Raw genomic sequence first — 21,679 nt, forward strand, 5'->3', positions numbered from 1 at the left:
TCCCCCGTCGCCCGCCAACTCCACGTCCAGTACTGCCCGGACTGGACCCTACTGGCCGGGGCCGAGCAGTTGAACCTGCCCGCCGACGCCGAGCGCCTGGTTGTAGTTGAGTGCGCCCCAGTGCTCCGCCAGCCCCCGCCCCGCACCCTTCTCCGACAGCGCGGTCACCGACGCCAGGGTGTGCAGGACATCCCACATGGCGACGGTCAGGTCCCCGGACTCCGCGGGGGCCAGTGGCGCGAGGAGCGGTTTACGGCGCAGCGGGTCCTCGTTCTTGTCCGCCCGTTTCCTGTCGTCGGCCGCGATGACCGCCGCCGCGGCTACAGCCAGTTGCGCTTCTTGAAGATCAGGTAGAGGCTCCCGCAGACCACACCCATCAGGCCGATCGCGAACGGGTAGCCGAAGGCCCAGTGGAGTTCGGGCATTTCGTCGAAGTTCATGCCGTAGACGGTGCCGATGAGGGTGGGGGCGAAGAGGATGGCGGCCCAGGAGGAGATCTTCTTGATCTCGTCGTTCTGGACGTGGCCGGCTTCGGCGAGTTGCTTCATTTCCTCGTTCTGGCGCTGGGAGACCAGGGTGGCGTTGACGGTGAGGATGTTCTGGAGCATCTGGCGGAAGCCGTCGACGCGTTCGGCGGCGTAGGTGGCGTGGTCGGCGACGTCGCGGAGGTAGCGCTGGAGTTCTTCGTCGGTGCCGTACTTCTGGAAGCCGGCTTCGAGGGCGCGCATGATTTCCAGGAGGGGGCCGGTGGCGCGCTGGAGTTCGATGACTTCGCGGGAGAGTTCGTAGATGCGGCGGGAGACGCGGGGGTCGCCGCCGAAGACTTCGGTCTCGATTTCGTCGATGTCGTGCTGGAGGCCGGCGATGACGGGGGCGTAGCCGTCGACGACGGCGTCCAGGACGGCGTAGAGGACGGCTTCGGGGCCGAGGGCGAGCAGGTCGGGGTCGGCTTCGAGGCGGCCGCGGATCCTCGAGAGGTCGGGCGACTGGGAGTGCCGGACGGTGACCACGAAGTCGGGGCCAACGAAGAGGTGGATCTCGCCGAAGTCGACTTCTTCGACGTCGTCGAGGTAGCGGGCGGCGCGCAGCACGACGAAGAGGGTGTCGCCGTAGCGTTCCAGCTTGGGGCGCTGGTGGGCGACGATGGCGTCCTCGAGGGCCAGTTCGTGGAGGTCGAACTTCTCGGCGGCTTCGACGAGTTGGGCTTCGGCGGGGCGGTAGAGGCCGATCCAGGCCATGGTGCCGGGCTTGCCGGGGAGGTCGCGGTAGATCTCGGCGAGGCTCGCGGGGGACTCTATTCGGCGGCCGTCGCGGTAGACGGCGGCGTCGACCACGGAGCGTTCCGCGGTGGCGGGCTCGCGGTCGTCGGTGTTCTGGTCGGAGCGCGGGTCCATCGAGTGCTCGGGGGCCACGGAGTGGTCGGAGACGAGCCGGGGGCTGCGGCCGAACGGTCGCTTGCCTGCGCGCACGGCGCGCACACGCCAGTCGGACATGGCGGGGTACCTCCACGGGTCTGGGTCCGTCACACCCCGCACGGGGGGCGACGGCCGGCCCCGGTGGTCCGTCCGCGTGGCAGGGCCGGGGAACGCGGGGCGTTCAGCGGGCGGTGCGTGGACGGAGGGTCCGGGGGCCGGGAGCGGGTGAGAACTTCCCGGAGCGGGGCCGACTTCGACCCGGACTACTGCACTCCACGGCTCTCACCTCCTCACACTCCGGACGCACCCTGGCGTCGCGACCGCCGCCAGTCTAGCCCCGCGTTCCCCCGCCCTCCGGCCCCGGGGGACGTCGTGGGCTCCGCCAGGCATGCCGCGGCCCGGCCACGCGGGTGCGTGTCCGGGCCGTGCGGGTGGTGTGCGGCGTCAGGCGGTGAGGGCCTGGTGGAGGGCGTCGAGGCCGTCCGCGTAGATGCCGGTGAACAGGTCGACGACCTGCTGTTCGGTGGCGCCGACGGGGTTGAAGCGGCCGGACCACTGGACCTCGGCGAGGTCGTCCCGGCCGGGGACGGCGTGGACCCGGATGGTCGAGACGTAGCCGTCGACCGGGAACGGCGCCTGCAGGATGGCGTAGCTGAAGTGCCGCTCGGCCTCGTTGAAGTCGACGAGCCGTTCGACGATGACCTCGCCGTCGGGGTTGGTCAGGCGCCGGACCCGGCCGCCTTCGAGGGCGGTGCTCTCGGGGATGTAGGGCAGCCAGTCGGGGAGGGAGTCGAAGCCGCCGATCAGGTTCCAGACCTGCGCGGGGGTGGCGGGGACGGTGCGGCTGACGGAGGTGGAAGCCATGGTCGATCCTCCTGGATCGGGGAGAGACGGGAATCAGGCGCCCGCGGGCAGCGGGGCGGCGGCGCTGACCAGGCCTGCGGCACGCAGGTCGCGCCAGAACGCGGCGGGGACGGTCTCGTTCAGCGCGGCGGTGTCCTCGGCGATCCGGCTGGGCCGGGTCGCGCCGGGGACGGCGGCGGCGGCCACCGGGTGGGCGAGGGAGAACTGGAGCGCGGCGGACTTGATGCCGACGCCGTGCTGCTCGGCGAGCGCCTTCAGCCGGGCGACCTTCGCGACGATCTCGGCGGGCGCCTGCTGGTACTCGAAGTGGGTGCCGCCGGCCAGGATGCCGGAGCTGTAGGGGCCGCCGACGACCATCTCGGCGCCGTGTTCCTGCGCCATCGGCAGCAGGCGCTGGAGGGCGTGCTCGTGGTCGAGCAGGGTGTAGCGGCCGGCGAGGAGGAAGCCGTCGGGCTGCGGCTCGTCGAGGGCGAGGGTGAGTTCGATCGGCTCGGTCTTGTTGACGCCGAGGCCCCAGGCCTTGATGACGCCCTCGTCGCGCAGCCGGGACAGCACGCGGAAGGCGCCGGTGCGGGCCTCTTCGAACTTGGCGAGCCAGGCGTCGCCGTGGAAGTCCTGGGCGATGTCGTGGACCCAGACGATGTCGAGGCGGTCGGTGCCGAGGCGCTTGAGGCTGCCCTCGATGGAGCGTTCGGTGGCGTCGGCGGTCCACTCGTGGACGATCCGGTTCGGGTTGCCGTGTTCGAACAGGCCGCCCTTCTCACCGAAGTCGGGGACGTCCGTCTCGTGCTCGTCGAGGATGACCCGGCCGACCTTGGTGGACAGCACGTAGGAGTCGCGCGGCTTGGTGGAGAGCACCTCGCCCAGGCGTTCCTCGGCGAGGCCGGCGCCGTAGAAGGGGGCGGTGTCGTAGTAGCGGATGCCCTCGTCCCAGGCGGCTTCGACGGTGGCGCGGGCCTGCTCGTCGGGGATCGCGCGGAACATGTTGCCGAGCGGGGCGGTGCCGAAGCCGAGCTTGCCGGGGAGGAGGTTCTTGAGGGTCACAGCGTTGCCTTTGCGAAGGGGTCGAAGGGCGGAACATTTGATGCAAGCGCCCCTTACTTGCGTCCACAATAGTTGCAGACGCTGGCTAATCCAAGGTGGCCTCCACCACAGATCGACATCAACCCCGACGGATCACGCGTTGGCGTCGAGCAGCTCCCGGGTGCGCCGCACCAATGCCTGCCGCACCTCGTCCGGCGCCAGCACCCGCAGCGGTGTGGCAAGGCCGAGCAGATAGCCGGCCAGGCCGTCCGCGTCGGGGCCGCCGATCTCGGCGATGGTGGCGTCGGGGCCGTCGGGGCGGTGGGTGCCGACGGTCGGTGGGATCAGGCGCAGCGCCCGGTCGAGCGGCAGTGGGAGCCGGATCGTCACGTACAGCGGGTACTTGGCGCGTCCGAGCGAGTCGGCGACCAGCAGTGCCGGGTCGGGCGGGTCGACGATCTCCACCGGGCGCCCGGTGGGCCGTATCCGGCCGACCCGGTCCGCGCGGAAGGTCCGCCACTCGCCGCGCGCCACGTCCCGGGCGACGAAGTACCACCGGCGCCCGGTGCTGACCAGCCGGTACGGGTCGACGTCCCGGACGGTGGCCTTCCCGTGCTGGTCGCGGTACGACAGCCGGCTGCGCTCGCCCCGCCGGCAGGCGGCGGCCAGCTCCAGCAACTGGCCCGGCGCGAGCGGCGGTTCACCGTTCCTGGGGGTGTGCACCAGCGCCGCGTCCAGCTCGCCCAGCCGTTCCGCGATCCGCGGCGGCAGGACCTGGCGCAGCTTCAGCAGCGCCGACAGCGCGGCCTGGTCGCCACCGAGGACGCCGCTGAGCGCGGCCTCGCGCAGCCCGACGGCCACCGCGAGCGCCTCCTCCTCGTCGAGGATCAGCGGCGGCACCCGCGCCCCCGGGCGGAGCCGGTAACCGCCCCACGGGCCCGCGTCGGACTCGACGCCGTAGCCGAGCTCCCGGAGCCGGGCGATGTCCCGTCGCACCGTGCGGTCGGTGACGGCCAGCCGCTCGGCCAGTTCGCCGCAGGTCCAGGACGGCCGGGTGGAGAGCAGGGAGACCAGGCGCAGCAGCCGGGCGGAGGTGGTGAGCACGCCCCGAAGTGTGCCGCACGACCAGGACCGAACCTGTCCTGGTCCGGCCGTAGCGTCTCCCCCATGAGCACTGGAAACACCTCCGCACCTGCGATCCGCTACGCCGCCGTCACCTTCGACTGCGCGGACCCGGCCGAACTGGCCCGCTTCTACGGCGACGCCCTCGGCCTGCCCGTCGTCTACTCCACCGACGACTTCGTCCTGCTCGGCCAGGAGGGCGCGGCCGGCCTCGGGTTCAACCGGGTGGCCGACCACCGCCCGCCGTCCTGGCCGGACGAGTCCGGGGCGAAGCAGGCCCACATCGAACTGGACGTCGCCGACCTGGACGCCGCCCAGGCCCGACTGGTCGAACTGGGCGCCGTCGTCCCCGAGTTCCAGCCGGACGAGCGCTGGCGGGTCCTGCTGGACCCGGCCGGCCACCCGTTCTGCGTCACCCGCCTGAGCTGATCGCCACGCCGCTCAGCCGAGCAGCGCGCCGAGCGGCCCGGCGATCAGGTGGTACTGGGCCAGGAAGGCCGTGAACGCGCAGCACGCCAGCGCCGTCACCGTCATCGCGAGCCGGCCGGGCAGGCGCCACCAGTGGCGCAGCCAGCCGGCCACCGCGCCGGCGGTGACGGCGAGGGCGGCGAGCGGGAAGGCCGCGCCCCACCAGGTGGGGGCGAGGGCGAGCGGGGTGCCGAGCGGGACGGCCTCCATCATGGCGTTGCCGTCGGAGACCAGGGCGAGCAGCGCGGCCAGGAATCCGGCGGCGAGCAGCCCGGCGAGGGCGGCGGCGGCGCGGGCGGCCTGCGCGGGCCGCGGGTGGGCGGGGCGCCGGCGCAGTCGGCGACCGATCGCGGTGGCGGGGACGGCGACGGCGGCGCCCAGCAGCACGGTCAGGGCGACGCCGAGGACGGCCAGCCGCGGGCCGGGGTCCTGCCGCCAGGTCAGTGCCTGGTAGGCGGTGGACGGGTTGTCGGACGCGGTCAACACCCCGTCGCGGAAGGCGATTTCGGCCTGCCCGTCGCGTTCCCGGTAGCGGTCGCCGCCGAGCGGCAGCCAGTGCTGTTCGGGGTGCCGGGGGTCGAGTGCGAGTCCTTCGGTGCGCAGGCCGCGGCCTTCGGCGGTGACGGTGACGGAGCCGAACAGTTCCTCGGTGCGCATCAGGCTGTCCCGGCTGACCCGGGCGGCCCGGTACGTCCCGGTGACCTTCCCGGCCTCCGCCGCACTCCCCGAACTGCCGCTTCCCGAACTGCCGCTTCCCGAAGGCGACTTGGCGCCGGGGAGGGCGTCGACCACGGCCCGGATCAGCTCCTTGCCGTCCCAGTTGGCGGCGCCGTCCACGCCGTCGCCGTTGTACACCACGTAGATGCCGAGGCCCTGTTCGGGCAGCACCAGCAGGTTGCCGTGGAAGCCGGGCAGGTCGCCGTCCTTGAACCAGCCGGTGAAACCGTCGCGGGTCCAGCCCTCGTAGGCGTAGCCCATGCCGGGCAGTGCGGGGTCCTGCCGGTAGTGGGTGGTCTGCATCAGCCGGCCGGCGGCGTCGGGGGCGAGTTGGGCGCGCAGCCAGCGGGCCATGTCGGCGGCGGTGGTGATCCCGCCGGGGCCGCTGGGCGTCCACGGGCCGTACTGGCCGCGGTCCTCCACCCAGCCGTTCGCGCCGTCGGGCCGGTAGCCGCGGGCGGGTTGCAGCCCGTCGGGGTGCGGCTGGGCGAACGAGGTCCGGGTCATCCCGAGCGGGTCGAGGACCCGGGTGCGCACCTGCTCGGCGAACGGGCGTCCACTGACCCGCTCGACCACCAGCCCGGCGAGCGCGGCACCGTAGTTGTCGTACGCGATCACCGTCCCGGGCGGCCGGACCCGGGCCGGGCGGTGCGCGGCGAGGCTGTCGGCGAGGCCGGAAATCCCTTGCGGCGTGGTGGAGTTGACGCCGACCAGGTCACTGTCGAAACCGGCGGTGTGGGTGAGCAGGTGGTCGGTGGTGACGGGGTGCCCGGGGAAGCTGTCGGGGATCCGGTTGCCGGCCGGGAGGTAGCGGTTGACGTCGGCGCCGGGGTCGAGCCGCCCGTCCACGATCAGCTGGGCGCCGGCCTGGGCGGTGAACAGCTTGGCCAGCGACCCGAGGTAGAACCCGGTCCGGTCCGGATCGACCGGCGTCCCGGCAGCGACATCGGCGACGCCGTAACCCCGGGTGAACACGCCCCCGTCCGCACTCACCACGGCCACGGCGGCACCCGGTATCCGGTCCCGGCCCAACTGCTCGGCCACCGTCCGGTCGATCAGCCCGGCCAGCGTGGCGGGGGCGACGGGAGCGGCGGCGTGCGCGGCGGCCGGCAGCAGGGCGGCGGCCAGGGCGAGACCGAGAACGGCGGCGGTTCGGCGATTGATCATGCCTCAACGATCGCGCCGGGCACGGGGGCCGGTGCAGTGCCTGACGCACCTCCCGGCATGCATTCTGCACATCCCCGCACCCCGCCCTGCGGCACGCACCCTGCCCCCCCGCGACACTCCGGCGCGCGCCGCACCGTCCACCCGCAGACCGGGGCACGAGCCCGGCCTTCCGACAGTTCAGTACAGGCAGTACCGGACACAGAACTCGTGCGGCGGATCACCGCCGAACTCGCAGCACGGCGGCTCGTCCTCGCCGTTCCCGAACTCGTCGCGGCTGCGGAACTCGGTCACGATCCGGTCCCCCTCGATCCGCGACACCCCGACCTGCTTCGTGAAATCGACTCCCAGTACTTCGGCCTCAAGGGCCAGGCACCGCACGGAGTATCTCCTCGACGCCCCCGGGTGCTTCGCGAACACCTCGGCCACGTCCTTGAAGAACTCCGGGTCCCGCTCCGGCCCGCACTTGGCCTTGTGAGTCATGGCAACCTCCTTCCAGTCCGTGCTGCTGCGAGTTCAGAGCCCGCAGTAACAGACACAGAACTCGTGCGGCGGATCGCCGGCCAACTCGCAGCACGGCGGTTCCTCTTCACCCTCGTGCGGGAACTCGTCGCGGCTGCGGAACTCGGTCACGATCCGGTCCCCCTCGACGCGCGACACCCCTACCTGCTTCGTGAAGTCCACCCCGAGCGCCTCGGTCACGGCGGCCAGGCACCGCACGGAGTATCTCCTCGACGCCCCCGGGTGCTTCGCGAACACCTCGGCCACGTCCTTGAAGAACTCCGGGTCCCGCTCCGGCCCGCACTTGGCCTTGTGAGTCATGGCAACCTCCTACGAGTCCGCGCCTCCTCTCCAGCGTCTCGCCCCCGGCACATCGGCGCGCGCCGCGCCGTCCACCCCCCGACCGGCGCGCCACCCGGATGATCAACTCGGGCACAATGGCCGGGTGTTCGGGGGAACGAAGGACGAGGACGAGGGCCTGCCCGGCCCGGTGGTGCTGTCGCTGGTGCTGCTGGGCGCGATGTTCGGGATGGCCGCACCGGCCGCCGGCGGCTGGTGGCCGGCGCCCGCCGCGCTGCTGGCCCTGGCCGTGCAGGCGGTGCACTGCCTGCCGTGGACGACCCGGCTGCGCGGAGCATGGACGCTGGCCGCCCAACTACTGCTCGCCCCCTGGTCGGGCGTCCCGGGATTCGCCGCCGCATCGGTACTCCTCCTGGTCCGCCGCCCGGTGCGCTGGGTGCTGTTCGCGCTGGTGGTGGCGGGCGCGGCGGCCCTCGCGGGGGACGGCGGCTACCGGTCGGCGAACGGCGCGAGCAACGCCCTCGCCCAGGGCCTGACGGTGTACGCGCTCACCCGGCTGTTCCACCTGTACGCCGAACTCCACGCCGCCCGCGACCAGTTGGCGGCCGCACAGGTCGCGTCGGAACGGCAACGCGCGGCCCAGGAACTGCACGCCGCGATCGGCGTCCCACTGGCGGCCATCCTGCGACTCGCCGCCGACGGCGACGCCACCGCCGTCGCGGCCACCGCCCGCCGCGCCGCAGCGGGGGTCCGCGCGACACCTGAACCCCCGTACCCCGTCCCCGCGCCGGACGGCCCGATGCCCGCCCTGGTACTGCCGATCCTGGTCGCCGTCCACCTCGGCTACCTGGCGGTCGGCGTCGTCTACCTCACCGGCCTCGCCCTCACCCCCCTCCAACTTGCCTTCACCCTGGGCGCATTGACGCTCGTCACCGGCCTCCAGGTCCACCACTCACTCCCCCGCCCACCGGGGATCCACCCACCCGGCTACCTCTGGACGTGGGCACTCCAGTGCGCCCTCGCCGTCGCCGTGCTGTTCGGACCGGACGGCCCGCACCCGCAACTGCTCGCGTTCGCCGCCGCCTCCGCACTGGTCCTGCTGCCGCCCGCCGCCGGCTGGCCCGCGTTCGGCGCGGCGGTGCTCGCGGCCGGCACGGTCAGCGGGACGGCGGCCGTCGACGTCGTCACCATCGCACTCGTCTACTACGGCCTGACGCTGCTCACCACCCTGGTGCACCGCGTCCGCGAGGCCCGCCGGGCACTGGCCGAACTGGCCGTCGCCCGCGAACGCCGACGCATCGCCCGCGACGTCCACGACCTGCTCGGCTCCGGCCTGACCGCCATCGCCGTCACCGCCGAACTCGCCCTCCGCGAACCCGACGCCGACCACCTGCCACAGGCCGCCGCCCTCGCCGAACGCACCCTCGCCGAACTCCGCGCGATCCCCGCCGATCACACCGGACTCGACCTCACCCGCGAACTCGCCTCCGCCCAGGCCCTGTTGACCGCCGCCGGAATCACCCTCCAACTCACCGGCACCCCCGACACCACCCCCACCGCCGCCCGCCCCCTCCTCGCCGCCGCCCTGCGCGAGGGCATCACCAATCTCCTCCGCCACAGCCGCGCCACCCACTGCACCCTCACCCTCACCCCCACCGGCCTCCGCCTCACCAACAACCACCCCCACCCCGGCCCCCACCCCCCGGGCAACGGCACCCCCAACCTCACCACCCGCGCCACCACCCACCACGCCACCTTCACCACCGGCCCGGACACCCCGAACCACTGGACCCTGGCGGTCACCCTCTCGACGTGAGCGGGTGCGAAACCAGGCTCGCGCCCTTACGGACGGGCTTGCGCTTGTCGCGCAGTCCCCCGCGCCCCTGTTCTCGCACCCTCACTCATCAGAGCGCAGCCTCGACCGCCGCCGCCGCATGGATCCGGGTCGTCGGGAACACCGGCACCGGACTGTCCTCCGCCCCGACGAGCAGCTCGATCTCCGTACAGCCGAGGATGACCCCCTCCGCCCCGGCCGCCACCAGCTCCGCGATCACCTTCCGGTATGCCTCGCGGGACTCCTCCCGGACCACCCCGACGCACAGCTCCTGGTAGATCACCCGGTGCACCAGCTCCCGCCCGGCCGCGTCCGGCACGATCACGTCCAGTCCGTGGCCGGCCAGGCGCTCGCGGTAGAAGTCCTGCTCCATGGTGAACGCGGTACCGAGCAGTCCGACCCGCCGAACTCCCGCCGCCAGCACGGCTTCCGCGGTGGCGTCGCCGAGGTGCAGCAGCGGGATGCCGACTGCCCCGGCGACCTGTTCGGCGACCTTGTGCATGGTGTTGGTGCAGATCAGCAGCAGGTCCGCGCCGCCCGCCTCGACGGACCTCGCCGCGTCCGCGAGCATCTCGCCGGCCGCCTGCCACTGCCCGGTGGCCTGGAGTTGCTCGATCTCCGCGAAGTCCACGGAGTACAGCACGCACTTGGCGGAGTGCAGGCCGCCGAGCCGGTCCCGGGTGAACTCGTTGAGCAGCCGGTAGTACTGCGCCGTGGATTCCCAACTCATGCCGCCGAGCAGGCCGATCGTCTTCATCGCGCCACTGTGCCACACCGCACCGGCCCGCCGACCCCACGCGCGCGCCCGCGCACGCCCCCTCGTCGGAGCTCGCACCTCTGTGCGCCGGTGGGTCGGGCGGTGTGGAACGTTTTCGCCGGGAATGCCCCTGGATGAACCAATCGCACGACCCGGGAGAGTGTCCGGTGACCGAAGTGATCCCCCCGAACGGCAGCCTCACCCCACCCGAACCCGCCGAGCCCGTCGTCGTCTTCGACGCCCCGTTCTCGGACAGTTCGCAGTGGGCGGCCGGCGCCTCGTCCGCGTACCCGCCCGACGGGCGCAACAGCGGCGACAACAAGCTGGACCACCTGGTGGCGGGCTTCGGACCGGACGGCGACACGTTCACGGCGGTACGCGAGAACCCGTTCAGCTGGCGGACGCCACTGGTCACCACGGAGAACACTCGGGGCGGCTTCGAACTCCGGCCAGAAGACGTACTGGAGGCGCAGTGCCTGCTGACGTCCACCCAGGGCGCGTGGCCGGCGATCTGGACGTGGGGACGGGACCTCGCCGCGGGCCGGTCCCAGCCGGGGCACGGCGAGGTGGACGTCCTGGAGTACCACCCGGACCACCCGCGGATGCTGGAGCTGAGCAACCACGTCAACCCGGGCAACCCGGCCTACCTGGACGGACTCGTCACCCCGGGCACCTGGTTCACCGTCAGCTGCCGTTTCGGCACGGGCTCGGTGGTCTGGTCGGTCGACGGCCGCGAGGTCCACGCGGACGGCCAGGGCGTCGGCACCGACTGGTGGGCCTGGATCATCGTCAACCTGTCCGTCTCGGCCGGCCAGTGGGGCCACCTCCGCCCCCGCCCCGATGTCCGCCGGATCTCCTGGCAGGTCCGCGATCTGCGCGTCCTGCGCAACAGCCCGTCGCCGACAGCGCTCTGACAGAACGCCGGCCTCCCGGTCGACCGAAACAACTCCCTTACCCCATCCCCCACTTGAGGCCGGACGACCGGCTACCTGGCGGGCAGCCAACCGGCCTCGCGGGCGATCCGGACGGCGTCCAGGCGGGTGCGGGCGTCGAGCTTGACCTGGGCGGCGGCCAGGTAGTTGCGGACGGTCCCGGCCGACAGGTGGAGGCGCTTGGCGATCTCCCGCGGCTCGCAGCCGTCCGCCGCCAGCGCGAGGGCCTGCGCCTCGCGCTCGGTGAGCGGGCTGGCGGGCGCGGTGAGGGCGCGGGCGGCGAGTTCGGGGTCGATCGCGGTGCCGCCGGCCGCGACCGTCCGGATCGCTTCGGCGAGGCGTTCCGGTGGGGCGTCCTTCGGCATGAAACCCGTCGCCCCGGCGGCGAGCGCCGCCCGCAGCACCTCGGGCCGCCGGTGCGCGGTCAGGATCAACACCCGGCAGCCGGGCAGCCGTTCACGCAGCGCGCCCGCGTTCGTCAGACCGTCCGTCCCGGGCATGTCGACGTCCAGCACGGCGACGTCGGGCCGGTGGGCGAGGGCAGTGGCAACCACCTGATCACCGTGCCCGGTGTCGGCCACCACCTCGATGTCACCGGCGTCGGAGAGCAACGCCCGCAGGGCGCCGCGCACCAGGTGCATGTCCTCGGCCAGCAGCACTCTCACCATGGCGCCCCGATCCCCCCGTCGACACAGAGCGCCCAGAATACCCACGCCGCACCTGACCCCCGGCCGGGCCGCCGGACGGTCCGCAGCCGGGCGAGAACGGGAGGTCGGACCCCGATTTCCGGCCCCCGTCGCACGGCCGCCGGACCGGAATGATGAACTTGACGGATGAGCACCGACCTGAAAACCACCGAGCCACCGCTGCCGGGGACAGCCGTCGAGCGCCGCCCCGCCCCGGTCGTCCGGTGCCGTCGGTGCCACCGGCCGCTGCGCGCACCCGAATCCAGGTGGGAGAAACTCGGCAAGCACTGCGCGGACGCGCCCGAACGCACCCGGATCTACGTCATCGACCAGGACCGCCTTCCCGGCACCTGACCGCGCCGCAGCCGGAAAGCGTCAGCTCGTCACCGACCAGCACCGGCTTCCCAGCGCCTGACCGCGCCGCAACCCGGAAGCGTCAGCTCGTCACCGACCAGCACCGGCTTCCCAGCGCCTGACCGCGCCACAGCCGGAAAGCACGTCGGCGAGCTCGCAGCCCGGAACCGTCGCCGGGTGCACCGGCGGCCCGTCCCACTCCACGCGGCGCTCGCGGTCCCGCACCGCGCCCTCGAACACCGCCGCACGCACCGCCCGCGCCAACCGCGCCCCCCAGTACGAGCGCGGGCCGCCGAACGGCTCGACGGGCGCACCGGCCACCGGCGTCCGGACGGCCACGCAGACCGCGTCCGACGGCGTGCCCGAGCAGTCGTAACCGGCCTCCAGCAGGGCCTGCACCTTCGCCTCGGTGGCCGCCGCCAGCAGGTTCACCAGCCCGGCGTCCGACACCGCGGCGGGGACCACCGCCAGCACGTTGATCGTCCCCGGCACGTAGGCAGCATCAGACGGGGTTGACGGTACGTCGGATTCGGCAGCCGCCCACGTCGGCACCCCGATCCCGGTGGTGACCACGGCCGTCACGCCGCCGTCCTCCGCCCAGCTGCAGGCGTCCACCTCGGCGGCCGTCATCAGACCCACGCCGGGGCCCACCAAGCCTTGCGCGGCGGCGAGTTCGGCCAGGTGCGCGTCCGGGTCGAGGCGTCCGTACCCGGCGCGGACCTGCGCGTTGAGGACCCAGTGGCGCTCGCCCAGGCCGCCGCCGAGCACTCCGGAGCTGACCATCCGCCAGCCCGGGCCGGCCCGCCACACCAGCAGGTGCCGGCAGCCCCCGTCCTCGATCCGCCCGGCCCGCTGCACCGTCACCGGCCGCCCGTCCACGCCCGCCACCTCCGCCACCCACTCGCCCCACCGGCCGTCCCGAGCGCCGGAACGTTCCGTCGTCGAACGGCCACCCAATCACACCGCCCCGCCGGCCCGGCACGGGGATTGGCCGCGACGCGACCGGATGCGGCAGAGTGTCCGCCATGACCGCGCAGCCCTCCACCCCCGTCTCCGTCACCCGCGTCCCGGCGGTCGGCGCCCGCCGCCGCCCGGTGCAGCAGCGCAGCCAGGAGCGGTACGGGCGGCTGCTGGACGCGTGCGCGGGCCTGCTGGACGAGGTCGGCTCGGCGGGGCTGACCACCAAAGAGGTCGCGCTGCGCGCCGAGGTGCCGATCGGCACCCTGTACCAGTTCTTCTCCGGCAAAGAGGGCCTGCTCGCCGCGCTCGCCGAACGCAACCTGGCGTCCTTCCTGGACGGCCTGGCCCGCCGGGTGGACGCCGCCGGCCGGCCGGGCATCGCCGAGTTCACCGACCTCGCGGTCGAGGAGTTCGTCGCGATGAAGCGCACCCTCCCCGGTTTCGGCCACCTCGACTTCGGCCTGGTCGACGCCATCCCCGCCGAGATCGACGACCTGCACCTGCTGGACGCCGAACTCGACAACAATGCGGCCGTCGCCCTGCGCCTGCGCACCATCAGCGGCGAACTGTTCGCCGCCCCCGGCTACGCCCTCGCCCTGCGGGTCGCCATGGAGTGCGCGGACGCCGTGCTCAAACTCGCCTTCCGCGCCGACCCGGACGGCGACCCGCAGCTGATCGCCGAGTGCAAGCGCCTGGTCCGCAGCTACCTCGCCACCCCGCCGACCGGCAGCTGAGCCCTCAAAGCACCCCACCGACCGGCAGCTGAGCCCTCAAGCACCCCGCCGACCGGCAGCTGAAACCACGGACACCGAGCGCCCCCGCCCTGTGACCGCGCCGCCGCACACCGTGGGCTGACCGGTTCCGCCATTGCACGGCCCGGAGCGCCGCCGCACAGTGGAACCAGGGGCTCGCCCCCGTCCCACCGGTCCGCCGAACCGCAGGAGCAGCGATGCAAGCCACAGTGGGAGACCACGTCCACATGTACAGCAGGTCGGTCGGCATGCACGACCGCAAGGGCGAGATCGTCGAGGTGCGCGGCACCGACGGCGAACCGCCGTACCTGGTCCGCTTCGAGGACGGCCACTCCGGCCTCGTCTACCCCGGCCCCGACTGCGTCGTCGAGCACCGACTCGCCGAGGAACAGCGCTGATCCCGGGCCACGGCCCGGTGGGAGGAACGGTCCGCCTTGCCCCCACCCCTGCCGGGCCCACTGGCCCAGCTCGCCCCGCTGCTGGACGACTACGGCTATCTGGCGGTGGGCGTCCTGGTGTTCGTCGACAACTGTGTGATCCCGGTGCCCGGCCAGACCATCCTGGTGCTGGCCGCGGTCTACGCGGGCGCGGGGCAGCTGTCGCTGCCGGTGGTACTGACCGTCGCGGTGCTGGCCGCGTTCGCCGGTAACGGCCTGGCCTACCTGATCGGACGCACCGGCGGCCTGGCGTTCGTCCACCGCTGGGGGCGTTACGTGCGGCTCACGCCGGAGCGGATGGCCCGCGCCGAGGACTTCTTCCGCCGCCGCGGCATCCTGCTGGTCACCGGTGCCCGTTTCGTGGACGGGCTGCGCCAGACCAACGGCCTGGTGGCCGGCACGACCGAGATGCCGTGGCGGCGCTTCCTGCCCGCCAACGCGGCGGGCGCGGCGCTGTGGGCGGGCGTCTGGACGGCCATCGGCTACTTCGCGGGCAGCAACATCACCGTCCTGTACCGGCAGGCCGTCCGCTACCAGGTGCTGCTGCTGGTCTCCGTGCTCGCCGTGCTCGCGCTGCTCGTCACCCGCGCCTGGCTGCGCCACCGCCGCCGCCCACCGCAGGACACCACCAGCCGGATCCCGCACCAGGACAACGGCGACGACGTCCCGGCCGACGGCAACGGGCACCGCTGACACACCGTCAGAACCTCGAACGCCCATCACTCTGTCCCGGCCCGCAGGCTGTCCGCAATCATGGTGCGCATGCAGGAGTTCGACGGTTCGTACGTGGTCCGGTGGGGGTGGACGCGGCGCGCCGTGCTCGTTGTCGCCCTCCTCACTCCGGTCATCGCGCTGGGCTTCACGCCGTTCGCCGCAGAGCTGGATCACATCGAGCTGGTGCTCGTCCCGATACCGCTGTCGATCGTGGCAATCTGCTCCAGTCGCCGCAAGGTCTTCGAGCTGGACCGGTACGGCGTCACCTTCTTCCGGTTCGGTAAACGGTTCGAGTTCGTTCCCTGGTCCGAGGTGATGGCCGTGGAGTGGGGGCCCAGACTGGGTACCGACATCCTGACCGTGTGCCGCCGCCCCCGGACGGCCGCCGCGCTCCCGCCGCTCGACCCCACCGGGTCGCCGATCGACGGCTACCTCGTCGACACCGTCGGGCAGGGGTTCCTCGACGACTTCCAGGGTGTCCGCCGGCTCCAGGCCGCCACCGGCCTGACCGACTTCGACCCCGACCTGCTGACCGCCTCGCTGGTCATGCACGCGCCCAAGGTGCAGTTCTTCGGCACGCTCGCCCACCTCTGGCCGGACTGGCCCCAGGACGACCCCACCGGGGACGGGGACGGCCCGGCCCCGGGACTCAGCGGAACGTGATCACCTCGAAGGACGCGGCGAACGCGGTGCCGAAGCGGCTTCCGGCCGCACGGCCCATGGACTCCAGGAACTCGGCGGCGTTGGCCATCTGCCCGCCCAGGCCCTCCAGGTAGGCGCGGTGCGCCTCCAGCGAGGCGACTCCGGCGGCGAACGTGTCGGTGGTGTCGACGGCGTGCAGCCCGTCCGGTGAGCCGGCCGCCCAGAGCTGGCGGACGCCGTTCCACGGCTGGTGGCCCGAGACCATGAGCTCGCGGAACACCCAGCGGTTCCCGGCGTCCCGCACCGCGTCCAGCGTGGCCCGGCCGACGGCGATGTGGTCGGCCTGGTTGGGGAACACGCCGCCGTAGGTGTCCCGGAAGTTGGTGGTGATCACGATGTCGGGGCGGTGCCGGCGGATCGCCCGGGCCAGGTCGCGGCGCAGCGGCAGGCCGTACTCCACGATGCCGTCCGGGTAGCCGAGGAACTCGACGGTGTCGACGCCGACCACGGCCGCGGACTCGACCTGTTCGCGTTCGCGGATCGGCCGGCACTGCGCGGGTTCCAGGCCGTCGATGCCGGCCTCGCCGCTGGTGACCATCAGGTAGCTGACGCGCTTGCCCTGGCCGGTCCAGCGGGCGACGGCGGCGGCCGCGCCGTACTCCATGTCGTCGGGGTGGGCGACGATCGCGAGTGCGCTCTCCCAGTCCTCGTCCAGCGGGAGGTACGGGGGCTGCTCGGCGGGGGTGCTCATGGTGGCGCCTCTCCTGGTGTTCGGACTCGGCTCAGTTCGCGGTGCGGATCGAGTAGTTGAAGTCGGCGTGGCCGTAGTGCCGCATCAGGCGCATCCAGAACGGCATCAGCATCTCCATGCCCCGGGCGGCGTCGATCCCGCCGAGGTCGAGGACCCGCTCTGCGGGCCAGCCGAACTCGCCGAGCAGCGCCGTGACCTGGGCCTTGGCGTCGGCGTCCTCGCCCGCCACGAACAGCTGGTGCTCGCCGGGGATGCGGTCGGGGTCCACCATCACGGCCACGTTCACGGTGTTGAGCGCCTTCACCACCCGCGTACCGGGCAGGGCCCGCTGCAACTGCTCGCCCACGCTGTCGTCGTTGACCGGGTCGAGCGTCATCTCCCCGGTCGGCGAGAACACCAGCGGGTTCGAGACGTCCAGCAGGATCTTTCCGGCGAGGTGCTCCGGGCCGGCGAGTTCGACGGCGGCGAGCGCGACGGTGCCGCCGGTGGCATTGATGACGAGTTCGCCGAACTCGGCGGCCTCCGCGAACGTCCCGGCCCGGCCGCGCGGTCCGTTGCGCTCCGCCCAGTCGGTGGCGGCCGCGTTGCCCTTGCTGCGGGAGCCGAGGACGACGTCGTGGCCGAGTGCGGCCAGCTTGCTGCCGAGCGTCTGCCCGACCGTGCCCGTTCCGATGATTCCGATCTGCATTGCTACTCCGTCCCCGTCCGTCCCCATCCGTCCCCGCCCGTCCCACCGGCCCACCCGGGCCGATCCCGGAAGGCCGGTCCCGAAAGGCCGAACGCACCCTACCCGAGCGCACCTTGACGCACGGTCAGATATCCACACCTGACCGCCCCCGCACACCGACCCCTCACACCACCATGCGACCCCCGCCGCCCGCACGCCACCCGCACCGCTCACACCCGGCTCGGAGCCAGGTGCGCCGCCTCGCACGCAAACCCGCACGCCGAAGGGCTGGAAAGCGCTTACCAATTGGGTGCCCGACCCGTTGACGTCCCAACGGGAAAGCGCTTACCGTCGGCACCCGGAAAGCGCTTTCCCGCTCCTCCCCCCGCGCCCACTCCCCCTCCCGGAGGCGTCGTGTCCCTGCCTGCCCTGTCCCGCCGCACCCTGCTCCAGGCCGGCACCGCCGGCGCCCTCGCCCTGGCCGTCACCGGCACCACCCCCGCCGCCGCCGCGACCGCCGACCCCTACGAGACACTCCGCCTGCGCTGGCGCGCCCTGCTCACCGGCACCGGCTTCGACCCGGCAGCCGAGCCCTTCGGCTCCGCGCTGCGGGCACTCGGCGACCGGGCCCGCGCGCAGCAGCAGGCGATGGCGCCCACGGCGGGATCGCTCTGGCCGGACCTGCCGCTGGGCTCGGTCTCGGCGAACATCACCGGCAGTTTCGTCCGGCTGCGCACGATGGCGCTGGCCTGGGCGCAGCCCGGCACCGGTCTGACGGGCGACGCGGCGCTGGCGGCTGCGGTCGCGGCGGGACTGGACCAGCTGTGCGCCTCGGCGTACACCGCGACGGCGACGGCGTACGACAACTGGTGGGACTGGCAGATCGGTTCGCCGCAGGCCCTGCTCGACACCTGCGTCCTGCTCTCCCCGCAGCTGACGTCCGCCCAGCTCACCGCCTACTGCGCCGCCGTCGACCGCGCCGTCCCGGACTCCAAGGTGGCCGCCTACACGGGAACGAGCACCGGCGCGAACCGGGTGGACCTCTGCCGCGTGCTGGCTCTGCGCGGAATCGTCGGGCGCAGCGCGGTGAAGCTGGCGACGGCGTCGGCGGCGCTGTCGCCGGTGTTCCCGTACGTGCTGACGGGCGACGGCCTGTACCCGGACGGTTCGTTCGTCCAGCACACCTGGGTGCCGTACACGGGCTCGTACGGCGAGGTGCTGCTGAGCGGGCTCAGCCGGTTGTTCGCGCTGCTGGCGGGTTCCTCGTGGGAGGTGACGGACCCGCAGCGGCAGAACGTGTTCGACGCGGTGGATTCGGCGTACGCGCCGTTCCTGTTCAACGGTCTGGTGATGGACTCGGTGGTGGGCCGGGCGAGCAGCCGCGGCCTGCAGGCGTCGGATCTGCTGCACCTCCAGCAGGACGACCACGGCCGCGGCCACACCATCATCGGCCACATCCTGCGGCTGGCGGATTCGGGTGCGGCGCCGGCCGCGCAGTCGGCGCGCTGGCGGGCGGCGGTGAAGGGCTGGATCGGCCGGGACTACTACCGCCCGTACCTGTCGGACGCGGCCGTCGACGTCCCCGAACTGGCCCGCGCGCAGGCCCTGTTGGCGGACGGCGCGGTGTCGGCGTCGGCGGAGCCGGTGGGTGCGCGGGTGTTCGCGATGGACCGTGCGGTGGTGCGCCGTCCGGCCTGGGCGGTGTCGCTGTCGATGTGTTCGGCGCGCACCACGTTCTACGAGACGGGCAACGGCGAGAACGTCCGCGGCTGGCACACCAACAGCGGCCTGCTGGCCTGGTGGAACGCGACCACGGGCAACGGCCAGTACGCGGACGCCTTCTGGCCGACCGTCGACCCGTACCGCCTGCCCGGAACGACCGTCTCCACCAAGAAGCTGGCGGACGCGGCGGGCGGCGCGTGGGGCGCGGCCCGGCCGGACGTCGTCTGGGCGGGCGGCGCGAGCGACGGCACGTACGCGGCGGTCGGGCAGGCGGTGCGCGGGTTGTCGTCCACCCTCTCGGGCTGGAAGTCCTGGTTCCTGCTGGACGATTCGGTGGTCTGCCTGGGCGCGGGCCTGACCTGCACCGACGGCGTTCCGGTGGAGACGGTGGTGGAGAACCGCAACCTGGGTCCGTCCGGCACCCACGCCCTCACGGTGGACGGCACGGCGCAGCCGGTCACGCTCGGCTGGTCACAGCAGTTCACCGACGCGAAGTCGATGGCGATCGCGGGCTTCGGCGGCTACGTCTTCCCGGGCGGCGCGACGGTGCGTGCCAAGCGCGAGGCGCGGACGGGCAGTTGGCACGACATCAACTCCGGCGGCACCACGGAGGCGTTGACCCGCCGCTACCTGACCCTCTGGTTCGACCACGGCACCGACCCGTCCAACGCCGGGTACGCCTACCTGCTGCTGCCGGGCGCGGACGCGGCGGCGACGGCCGCCCGGGCGGCGTCCCCCACCGTGAACGTGCTGTCCAACTCCCCCTCCGTGCAGGCCGTTTCCGACTCTGCCTCCGGCATCACCGCCGCCAACTTCTTCGCCGCGGGCAGCGCCGGTCCGATCACCGTCTCGGCGCCGTGCTCGGTGCTGGTCCGCGAGTCGGGCGGCACCCTGAGCATCTCGGTGGCCGACCCCTCCCGCACCGTCGCCACGGTGCAGGTGACGGTGACCCGCCCGGGCTACGTCTCGGCAGACCCGACAACCGGCGTCACGGTGCTGGCCACCGGCTCCTCGGTGCAACTGCTGGCGGAACTCGGCGGCACCCAGGGCGCGAGCCGCACCGTGACCCTGCGCACCTCTGGCAAGGCGGCGGGCGCGAACGCGGCGCTGCTGGCCCCGGTGCAGGACACGTACGTGCGGGACGGCTCGTACGCCGACACCAACTACGGGACGGCGAACATCCTGACGGTGAAGAACACCAACACCTCGGGCTCCGGCTTCTCCCGGCGGGCGCTACTCGCCTTCGACACCTCGCAGTTGACGGGGACGGTGCAGCGCGCGGTGCTCTGGGTGCGCGGCGCGGTCGCGGACTCCGGCGGCACCGAGACCGACCTCCAGGCCTTCGCCACCGCCCCCGGCGCCTGGCAGGAGACAGCAGCCACCTGGAACCGCTGCCCCGCCCCCGGCGCGGCGCTCGGCACGGGCCGGATCTCCACCGCCGCCGACTGGGTGGCCCTGGACGTCACCTCCGCCGTCACCGCCGACCCGGCACTCACCCTGACGGTCGGCCAGCCGGCGGGCCGGGTGGGCCTGGCGGTGAACCTCAACAGTCGGGAGAACGCCGCGTACCCGCCGGTCCTCCAGGTCATAACCACGGGCTGACCCCGTACCAGTGTTGACGCCCAACTCCGCGCCCCACACGCGGAGTTGCGGCACGAACAAGTGGCCGCACCGTCCCCTGATCCGGTGAATTCAGGGATGCTTTGTTGTCGACCGATCCCGCCGCTCCTACCGTCGATTGCATGGCAATTCGTTGGCGTTCCGTCACCCGCATCGCCGCCATAACGGCGACCGCCACCGGCGTCCTCGCCCTCGCAGCAGCCCCGGCCAGCGCGTTCTCCCAGTCCTTCGGCAGCGGTTCCTACCACGCCAGTACGGACTTCGTCCCCGCCAAGAGCACCATCAGGATCGGCGGAAAGGGCTGCTCCGGCGGCGCGGCCCGCAGCTTCTACGTGCAACTCGTCCGGACCCACAACAGCACCAAGGTGTTCTCCAGCTACAGCTACGGCGCCGACGGCCGGAACCACACCGACCCGCGCGGTATCCGCGTCAACACCGGCACGTCCTACTACCTGCGGTGGTTCGGCAAGGACAACGGCGGCCACGACGCGTCCGCCCCCTGCGCGTCCGCGTACACCGCGTAACCCCACCGCCCAACCTCCTGCGGCCGGCCCCGGCCCCCTCGACACCGGGGCCGGCCCCCTTCTGCCTGCCTCAACCGCCCGGAGGAACCCGTGACTTCGAGGCGCGGCCTGCTCGCCTTGTCCTGCCTGACGGCACTCCTGACCGCCTGCGCCCCGACCCGCCCCACCGACCCACCCACCGTCGACATCTCCACCTCCGCGGCCCTCGTCGCACTGATCGGCGAGGGCACCCAGGACGGCGTCCCGTGGCGGGTCGACCTGGTGTCCGTCGCGGGCGAACTCTGCACCCAGGCCACCGTCGACGGCCACCCCGCCGGCAGCGGCTGCGAACCCCCCGTCTCCCGAACGGCCCCCCTCAACATCGCCCTGGACGCCTTCGACCCCCGCGTCCTCCTCATCTACGGAGCCGCTGACCCCACCGTCGCCCACCTCACCGCCAACCCCCCACAACCCGTCCCCCTCACCCGCCCCCACAACGGCCGCACCTTCTTCGCCTACGCCGTCACCCCCGGCACCGCCGTCGACCTGGCTGCCTTCGACGCCGACGGCCAACAGGTCTGGTCGGCCGCCGACAAGATCCACGACTTCGAGACCCCCTGACGGCCCCTGTGCCCTGCGGGCGGCTAAACACAGAAAAGCCCCTGTCCGGTTTCCCGGACAGGGGCTTTTCTGAATGATTGTTCGGCGGCGTCCTACTCTCCCACAGGGTCCCCCCTGCAGTACCATCGGCGCTGTGAGGCTTAGCTTCCGGGT

At 72.9% G+C, this 21,679-nt stretch carries 24 protein-coding genes; 11 read left to right on the top strand and 13 right to left on the bottom strand.

Going from position 1 to position 21,679, the window contains the following annotated elements:
• Positions 1-48: 48 nt before the first annotated feature.
• The 5 genes from ACFYST_RS31655 to ACFYST_RS31675 all read right to left on the bottom strand — a co-directional run bounded on the left by ACFYST_RS31655 (position 49) and on the right by ACFYST_RS31675 (position 4,406).
• On the bottom strand, positions 49-198 hold the full coding sequence (locus ACFYST_RS31655; protein WP_387867329.1) for a hypothetical protein: 150 nt from the start codon (positions 196-198) through the stop codon (positions 49-51).
• A 122-nt stretch (positions 199-320) separates the two neighbouring features.
• Positions 321-1,493, bottom strand: coding sequence for a magnesium and cobalt transport protein CorA (locus ACFYST_RS31660; protein ID WP_387867331.1), 1,173 nt, complete (start codon positions 1,491-1,493; stop codon positions 321-323).
• Positions 1,494-1,859: 366 nt separating this feature from the next.
• A complete protein-coding gene (locus ACFYST_RS31665; protein WP_387867333.1) occupies positions 1,860-2,279 on the bottom strand; it encodes an SRPBCC family protein in 420 nt (139 codons plus the stop codon).
• Between the two features lie 33 nt (positions 2,280-2,312).
• Complete coding sequence (locus tag ACFYST_RS31670; protein ID WP_387867336.1) at positions 2,313-3,323, bottom strand: aldo/keto reductase; 1,011 nt, start codon at positions 3,321-3,323, stop codon at positions 2,313-2,315.
• Between the two features lie 132 nt (positions 3,324-3,455).
• Positions 3,456-4,406 (bottom strand): helix-turn-helix transcriptional regulator, encoded by a 951-nt coding sequence (locus ACFYST_RS31675; protein ID WP_387867338.1) that lies wholly within the window; start codon positions 4,404-4,406, stop codon positions 3,456-3,458.
• Between the two features lie 63 nt (positions 4,407-4,469).
• On the opposite strand from ACFYST_RS31675, the gene ACFYST_RS31680 reads away from it, so the two are divergent.
• Positions 4,470-4,853, top strand: coding sequence for a VOC family protein (locus ACFYST_RS31680; RefSeq protein ID WP_387867340.1), 384 nt, complete (start codon positions 4,470-4,472; stop codon positions 4,851-4,853).
• A 12-nt stretch (positions 4,854-4,865) separates the two neighbouring features.
• Here ACFYST_RS31680 and ACFYST_RS31685 read toward each other — a convergent pair whose 3' ends face one another.
• The 3 genes from ACFYST_RS31685 to ACFYST_RS31695 form a co-directional block, all read right to left on the bottom strand.
• Positions 4,866-6,776 (bottom strand): serine hydrolase domain-containing protein, encoded by a 1,911-nt coding sequence (locus tag ACFYST_RS31685; protein ID WP_387867341.1) that lies wholly within the window; start codon positions 6,774-6,776, stop codon positions 4,866-4,868.
• Between the two features lie 177 nt (positions 6,777-6,953).
• Positions 6,954-7,256 carry a hypothetical protein gene (locus ACFYST_RS31690; protein ID WP_387867344.1) on the bottom strand — a complete coding sequence of 101 codons (303 nt, stop codon included), beginning with the start codon at positions 7,254-7,256 and terminating at the stop codon, positions 6,954-6,956.
• A gap of 33 nt (positions 7,257-7,289) precedes the next feature.
• Positions 7,290-7,595 carry a hypothetical protein gene (locus tag ACFYST_RS31695; RefSeq protein WP_387648986.1) on the bottom strand — a complete coding sequence of 102 codons (306 nt, stop codon included), beginning with the start codon at positions 7,593-7,595 and terminating at the stop codon, positions 7,290-7,292.
• Positions 7,596-7,719: 124 nt separating this feature from the next.
• Between ACFYST_RS31695 and ACFYST_RS31700 the strand changes: the two genes are divergently transcribed.
• Entirely contained in the window at positions 7,720-9,390 is a 1,671-nt protein-coding gene (locus ACFYST_RS31700) for a sensor histidine kinase (protein WP_387867346.1), read from the top strand.
• 88 nt (positions 9,391-9,478) lie between these two features.
• Here ACFYST_RS31700 and ACFYST_RS31705 read toward each other — a convergent pair whose 3' ends face one another.
• A complete protein-coding gene (locus ACFYST_RS31705) occupies positions 9,479-10,165 on the bottom strand; it encodes an aspartate/glutamate racemase family protein (RefSeq protein ID WP_387867349.1) in 687 nt (228 codons plus the stop codon).
• 167 nt (positions 10,166-10,332) lie between these two features.
• Here ACFYST_RS31705 and ACFYST_RS31710 point away from each other — a divergent pair, with 167 nt between their 5' ends.
• Positions 10,333-11,079 carry a beta-glucanase gene (locus ACFYST_RS31710; RefSeq protein ID WP_387648977.1) on the top strand — a complete coding sequence of 249 codons (747 nt, stop codon included), beginning with the start codon at positions 10,333-10,335 and terminating at the stop codon, positions 11,077-11,079.
• A gap of 71 nt (positions 11,080-11,150) precedes the next feature.
• Here ACFYST_RS31710 and ACFYST_RS31715 read toward each other — a convergent pair whose 3' ends face one another.
• Positions 11,151-11,765 carry a response regulator gene (locus tag ACFYST_RS31715; protein WP_387648974.1) on the bottom strand — a complete coding sequence of 205 codons (615 nt, stop codon included), beginning with the start codon at positions 11,763-11,765 and terminating at the stop codon, positions 11,151-11,153.
• A gap of 165 nt (positions 11,766-11,930) precedes the next feature.
• On the opposite strand from ACFYST_RS31715, the gene ACFYST_RS31720 reads away from it, so the two are divergent.
• Positions 11,931-12,137 carry a DUF6011 domain-containing protein gene (locus ACFYST_RS31720; protein WP_387648972.1) on the top strand — a complete coding sequence of 69 codons (207 nt, stop codon included), beginning with the start codon at positions 11,931-11,933 and terminating at the stop codon, positions 12,135-12,137.
• Between the two features lie 90 nt (positions 12,138-12,227).
• Here ACFYST_RS31720 and ACFYST_RS31725 read toward each other — a convergent pair whose 3' ends face one another.
• Positions 12,228-13,034: an adenosylcobinamide amidohydrolase gene (locus ACFYST_RS31725; protein ID WP_387867351.1), complete on the bottom strand. Its 807-nt coding sequence runs from the start codon at positions 13,032-13,034 to the stop codon at positions 12,228-12,230.
• Between the two features lie 128 nt (positions 13,035-13,162).
• On the opposite strand from ACFYST_RS31725, the gene ACFYST_RS31730 reads away from it, so the two are divergent.
• The 4 genes from ACFYST_RS31730 (at position 13,163) to ACFYST_RS31745 (ending at position 15,663) form a co-directional block, all read left to right on the top strand.
• Positions 13,163-13,831: a TetR family transcriptional regulator gene (locus ACFYST_RS31730; RefSeq protein ID WP_387648966.1), complete on the top strand. Its 669-nt coding sequence runs from the start codon at positions 13,163-13,165 to the stop codon at positions 13,829-13,831.
• A 215-nt stretch (positions 13,832-14,046) separates the two neighbouring features.
• Positions 14,047-14,247 (top strand): DUF1918 domain-containing protein, encoded by a 201-nt coding sequence (locus tag ACFYST_RS31735; RefSeq protein WP_387648964.1) that lies wholly within the window; start codon positions 14,047-14,049, stop codon positions 14,245-14,247.
• A 36-nt stretch (positions 14,248-14,283) separates the two neighbouring features.
• On the top strand, positions 14,284-14,979 hold the full coding sequence (locus ACFYST_RS31740) for a DedA family protein (protein WP_387867353.1): 696 nt from the start codon (positions 14,284-14,286) through the stop codon (positions 14,977-14,979).
• A gap of 69 nt (positions 14,980-15,048) precedes the next feature.
• Positions 15,049-15,663, top strand: coding sequence for a hypothetical protein (locus tag ACFYST_RS31745; RefSeq protein WP_387867354.1), 615 nt, complete (start codon positions 15,049-15,051; stop codon positions 15,661-15,663).
• On the opposite strand, the gene ACFYST_RS31750 is transcribed toward ACFYST_RS31745, so the two are convergent.
• Both ACFYST_RS31750 and ACFYST_RS31755 read right to left on the bottom strand, forming a co-directional pair.
• Positions 15,650-16,393 carry a PIG-L deacetylase family protein gene (locus tag ACFYST_RS31750; protein ID WP_387648957.1) on the bottom strand — a complete coding sequence of 248 codons (744 nt, stop codon included), beginning with the start codon at positions 16,391-16,393 and terminating at the stop codon, positions 15,650-15,652. The genes ACFYST_RS31745 and ACFYST_RS31750 overlap by 14 nt on opposite strands.
• 31 nt (positions 16,394-16,424) lie before the next feature.
• Positions 16,425-17,081 (bottom strand): NADPH-dependent F420 reductase, encoded by a 657-nt coding sequence (locus ACFYST_RS31755; protein ID WP_387867356.1) that lies wholly within the window; start codon positions 17,079-17,081, stop codon positions 16,425-16,427.
• A 393-nt stretch (positions 17,082-17,474) separates the two neighbouring features.
• Here ACFYST_RS31755 and ACFYST_RS31760 point away from each other — a divergent pair, with 393 nt between their 5' ends.
• From ACFYST_RS31760 to ACFYST_RS31770, 3 genes are all read left to right on the top strand, one after another.
• Complete coding sequence (locus ACFYST_RS31760; protein WP_387867359.1) at positions 17,475-20,384, top strand: polysaccharide lyase family 8 super-sandwich domain-containing protein; 2,910 nt, start codon at positions 17,475-17,477, stop codon at positions 20,382-20,384.
• Positions 20,385-20,524: 140 nt separating this feature from the next.
• The gene (locus ACFYST_RS31765) at positions 20,525-20,926 is read left to right on the top strand and encodes a hypothetical protein (RefSeq protein ID WP_387867360.1); all 402 of its coding nucleotides are present in this window, start codon (positions 20,525-20,527) and stop codon (positions 20,924-20,926) included.
• A 90-nt stretch (positions 20,927-21,016) separates the two neighbouring features.
• Entirely contained in the window at positions 21,017-21,526 is a 510-nt protein-coding gene (locus tag ACFYST_RS31770) for a hypothetical protein (RefSeq protein WP_387867363.1), read from the top strand.
• The last annotated feature ends 153 nt before the right edge of the window (positions 21,527-21,679 follow it).

It is taken from the genome of Kitasatospora sp. NPDC004614, from assembly GCF_042873675.1.
In the GTDB taxonomy this organism is placed as follows: Bacteria; Actinomycetota; Actinomycetes; order Streptomycetales; family Streptomycetaceae; genus Kitasatospora.

Excerpts from the sequence above, each read along its gene's own strand:
- ACFYST_RS31655 (WP_387867329.1), bottom strand. The coding sequence starts at position 198 with ATGTGGGATGTCCTGCACACCCTGGCGTCGGTGACCGCGCTGTCGGAG.
- ACFYST_RS31660 (WP_387867331.1), bottom strand. The coding sequence starts at position 1,493 with ATGTCCGACTGGCGTGTGCGCGCCGTGCGCGCAGGCAAGCGACCGTTC.
- ACFYST_RS31665 (WP_387867333.1), bottom strand. The coding sequence starts at position 2,279 with ATGGCTTCCACCTCCGTCAGCCGCACCGTCCCCGCCACCCCCGCGCAG.
- ACFYST_RS31680 (WP_387867340.1), top strand. The coding sequence starts at position 4,470 with ATGAGCACTGGAAACACCTCCGCACCTGCGATCCGCTACGCCGCCGTC.
- ACFYST_RS31685 (WP_387867341.1), bottom strand. The coding sequence starts at position 6,776 with ATGATCAATCGCCGAACCGCCGCCGTTCTCGGTCTCGCCCTGGCCGCC.
- ACFYST_RS31690 (WP_387867344.1), bottom strand. The coding sequence starts at position 7,256 with ATGACTCACAAGGCCAAGTGCGGGCCGGAGCGGGACCCGGAGTTCTTC.
- ACFYST_RS31695 (WP_387648986.1), bottom strand. The coding sequence starts at position 7,595 with ATGACTCACAAGGCCAAGTGCGGGCCGGAGCGGGACCCGGAGTTCTTC.
- ACFYST_RS31705 (WP_387867349.1), bottom strand. The coding sequence starts at position 10,165 with ATGAAGACGATCGGCCTGCTCGGCGGCATGAGTTGGGAATCCACGGCG.
- ACFYST_RS31715 (WP_387648974.1), bottom strand. The coding sequence starts at position 11,765 with ATGGTGAGAGTGCTGCTGGCCGAGGACATGCACCTGGTGCGCGGCGCC.
- ACFYST_RS31720 (WP_387648972.1), top strand. The coding sequence starts at position 11,931 with ATGAGCACCGACCTGAAAACCACCGAGCCACCGCTGCCGGGGACAGCC.
- ACFYST_RS31730 (WP_387648966.1), top strand. The coding sequence starts at position 13,163 with ATGACCGCGCAGCCCTCCACCCCCGTCTCCGTCACCCGCGTCCCGGCG.
- ACFYST_RS31735 (WP_387648964.1), top strand. The coding sequence starts at position 14,047 with ATGCAAGCCACAGTGGGAGACCACGTCCACATGTACAGCAGGTCGGTC.
- ACFYST_RS31745 (WP_387867354.1), top strand. The coding sequence starts at position 15,049 with ATGCAGGAGTTCGACGGTTCGTACGTGGTCCGGTGGGGGTGGACGCGG.
- ACFYST_RS31750 (WP_387648957.1), bottom strand. The coding sequence starts at position 16,393 with ATGAGCACCCCCGCCGAGCAGCCCCCGTACCTCCCGCTGGACGAGGAC.
- ACFYST_RS31755 (WP_387867356.1), bottom strand. The coding sequence starts at position 17,081 with ATGCAGATCGGAATCATCGGAACGGGCACGGTCGGGCAGACGCTCGGC.
- ACFYST_RS31765 (WP_387867360.1), top strand. The coding sequence starts at position 20,525 with ATGGCAATTCGTTGGCGTTCCGTCACCCGCATCGCCGCCATAACGGCG.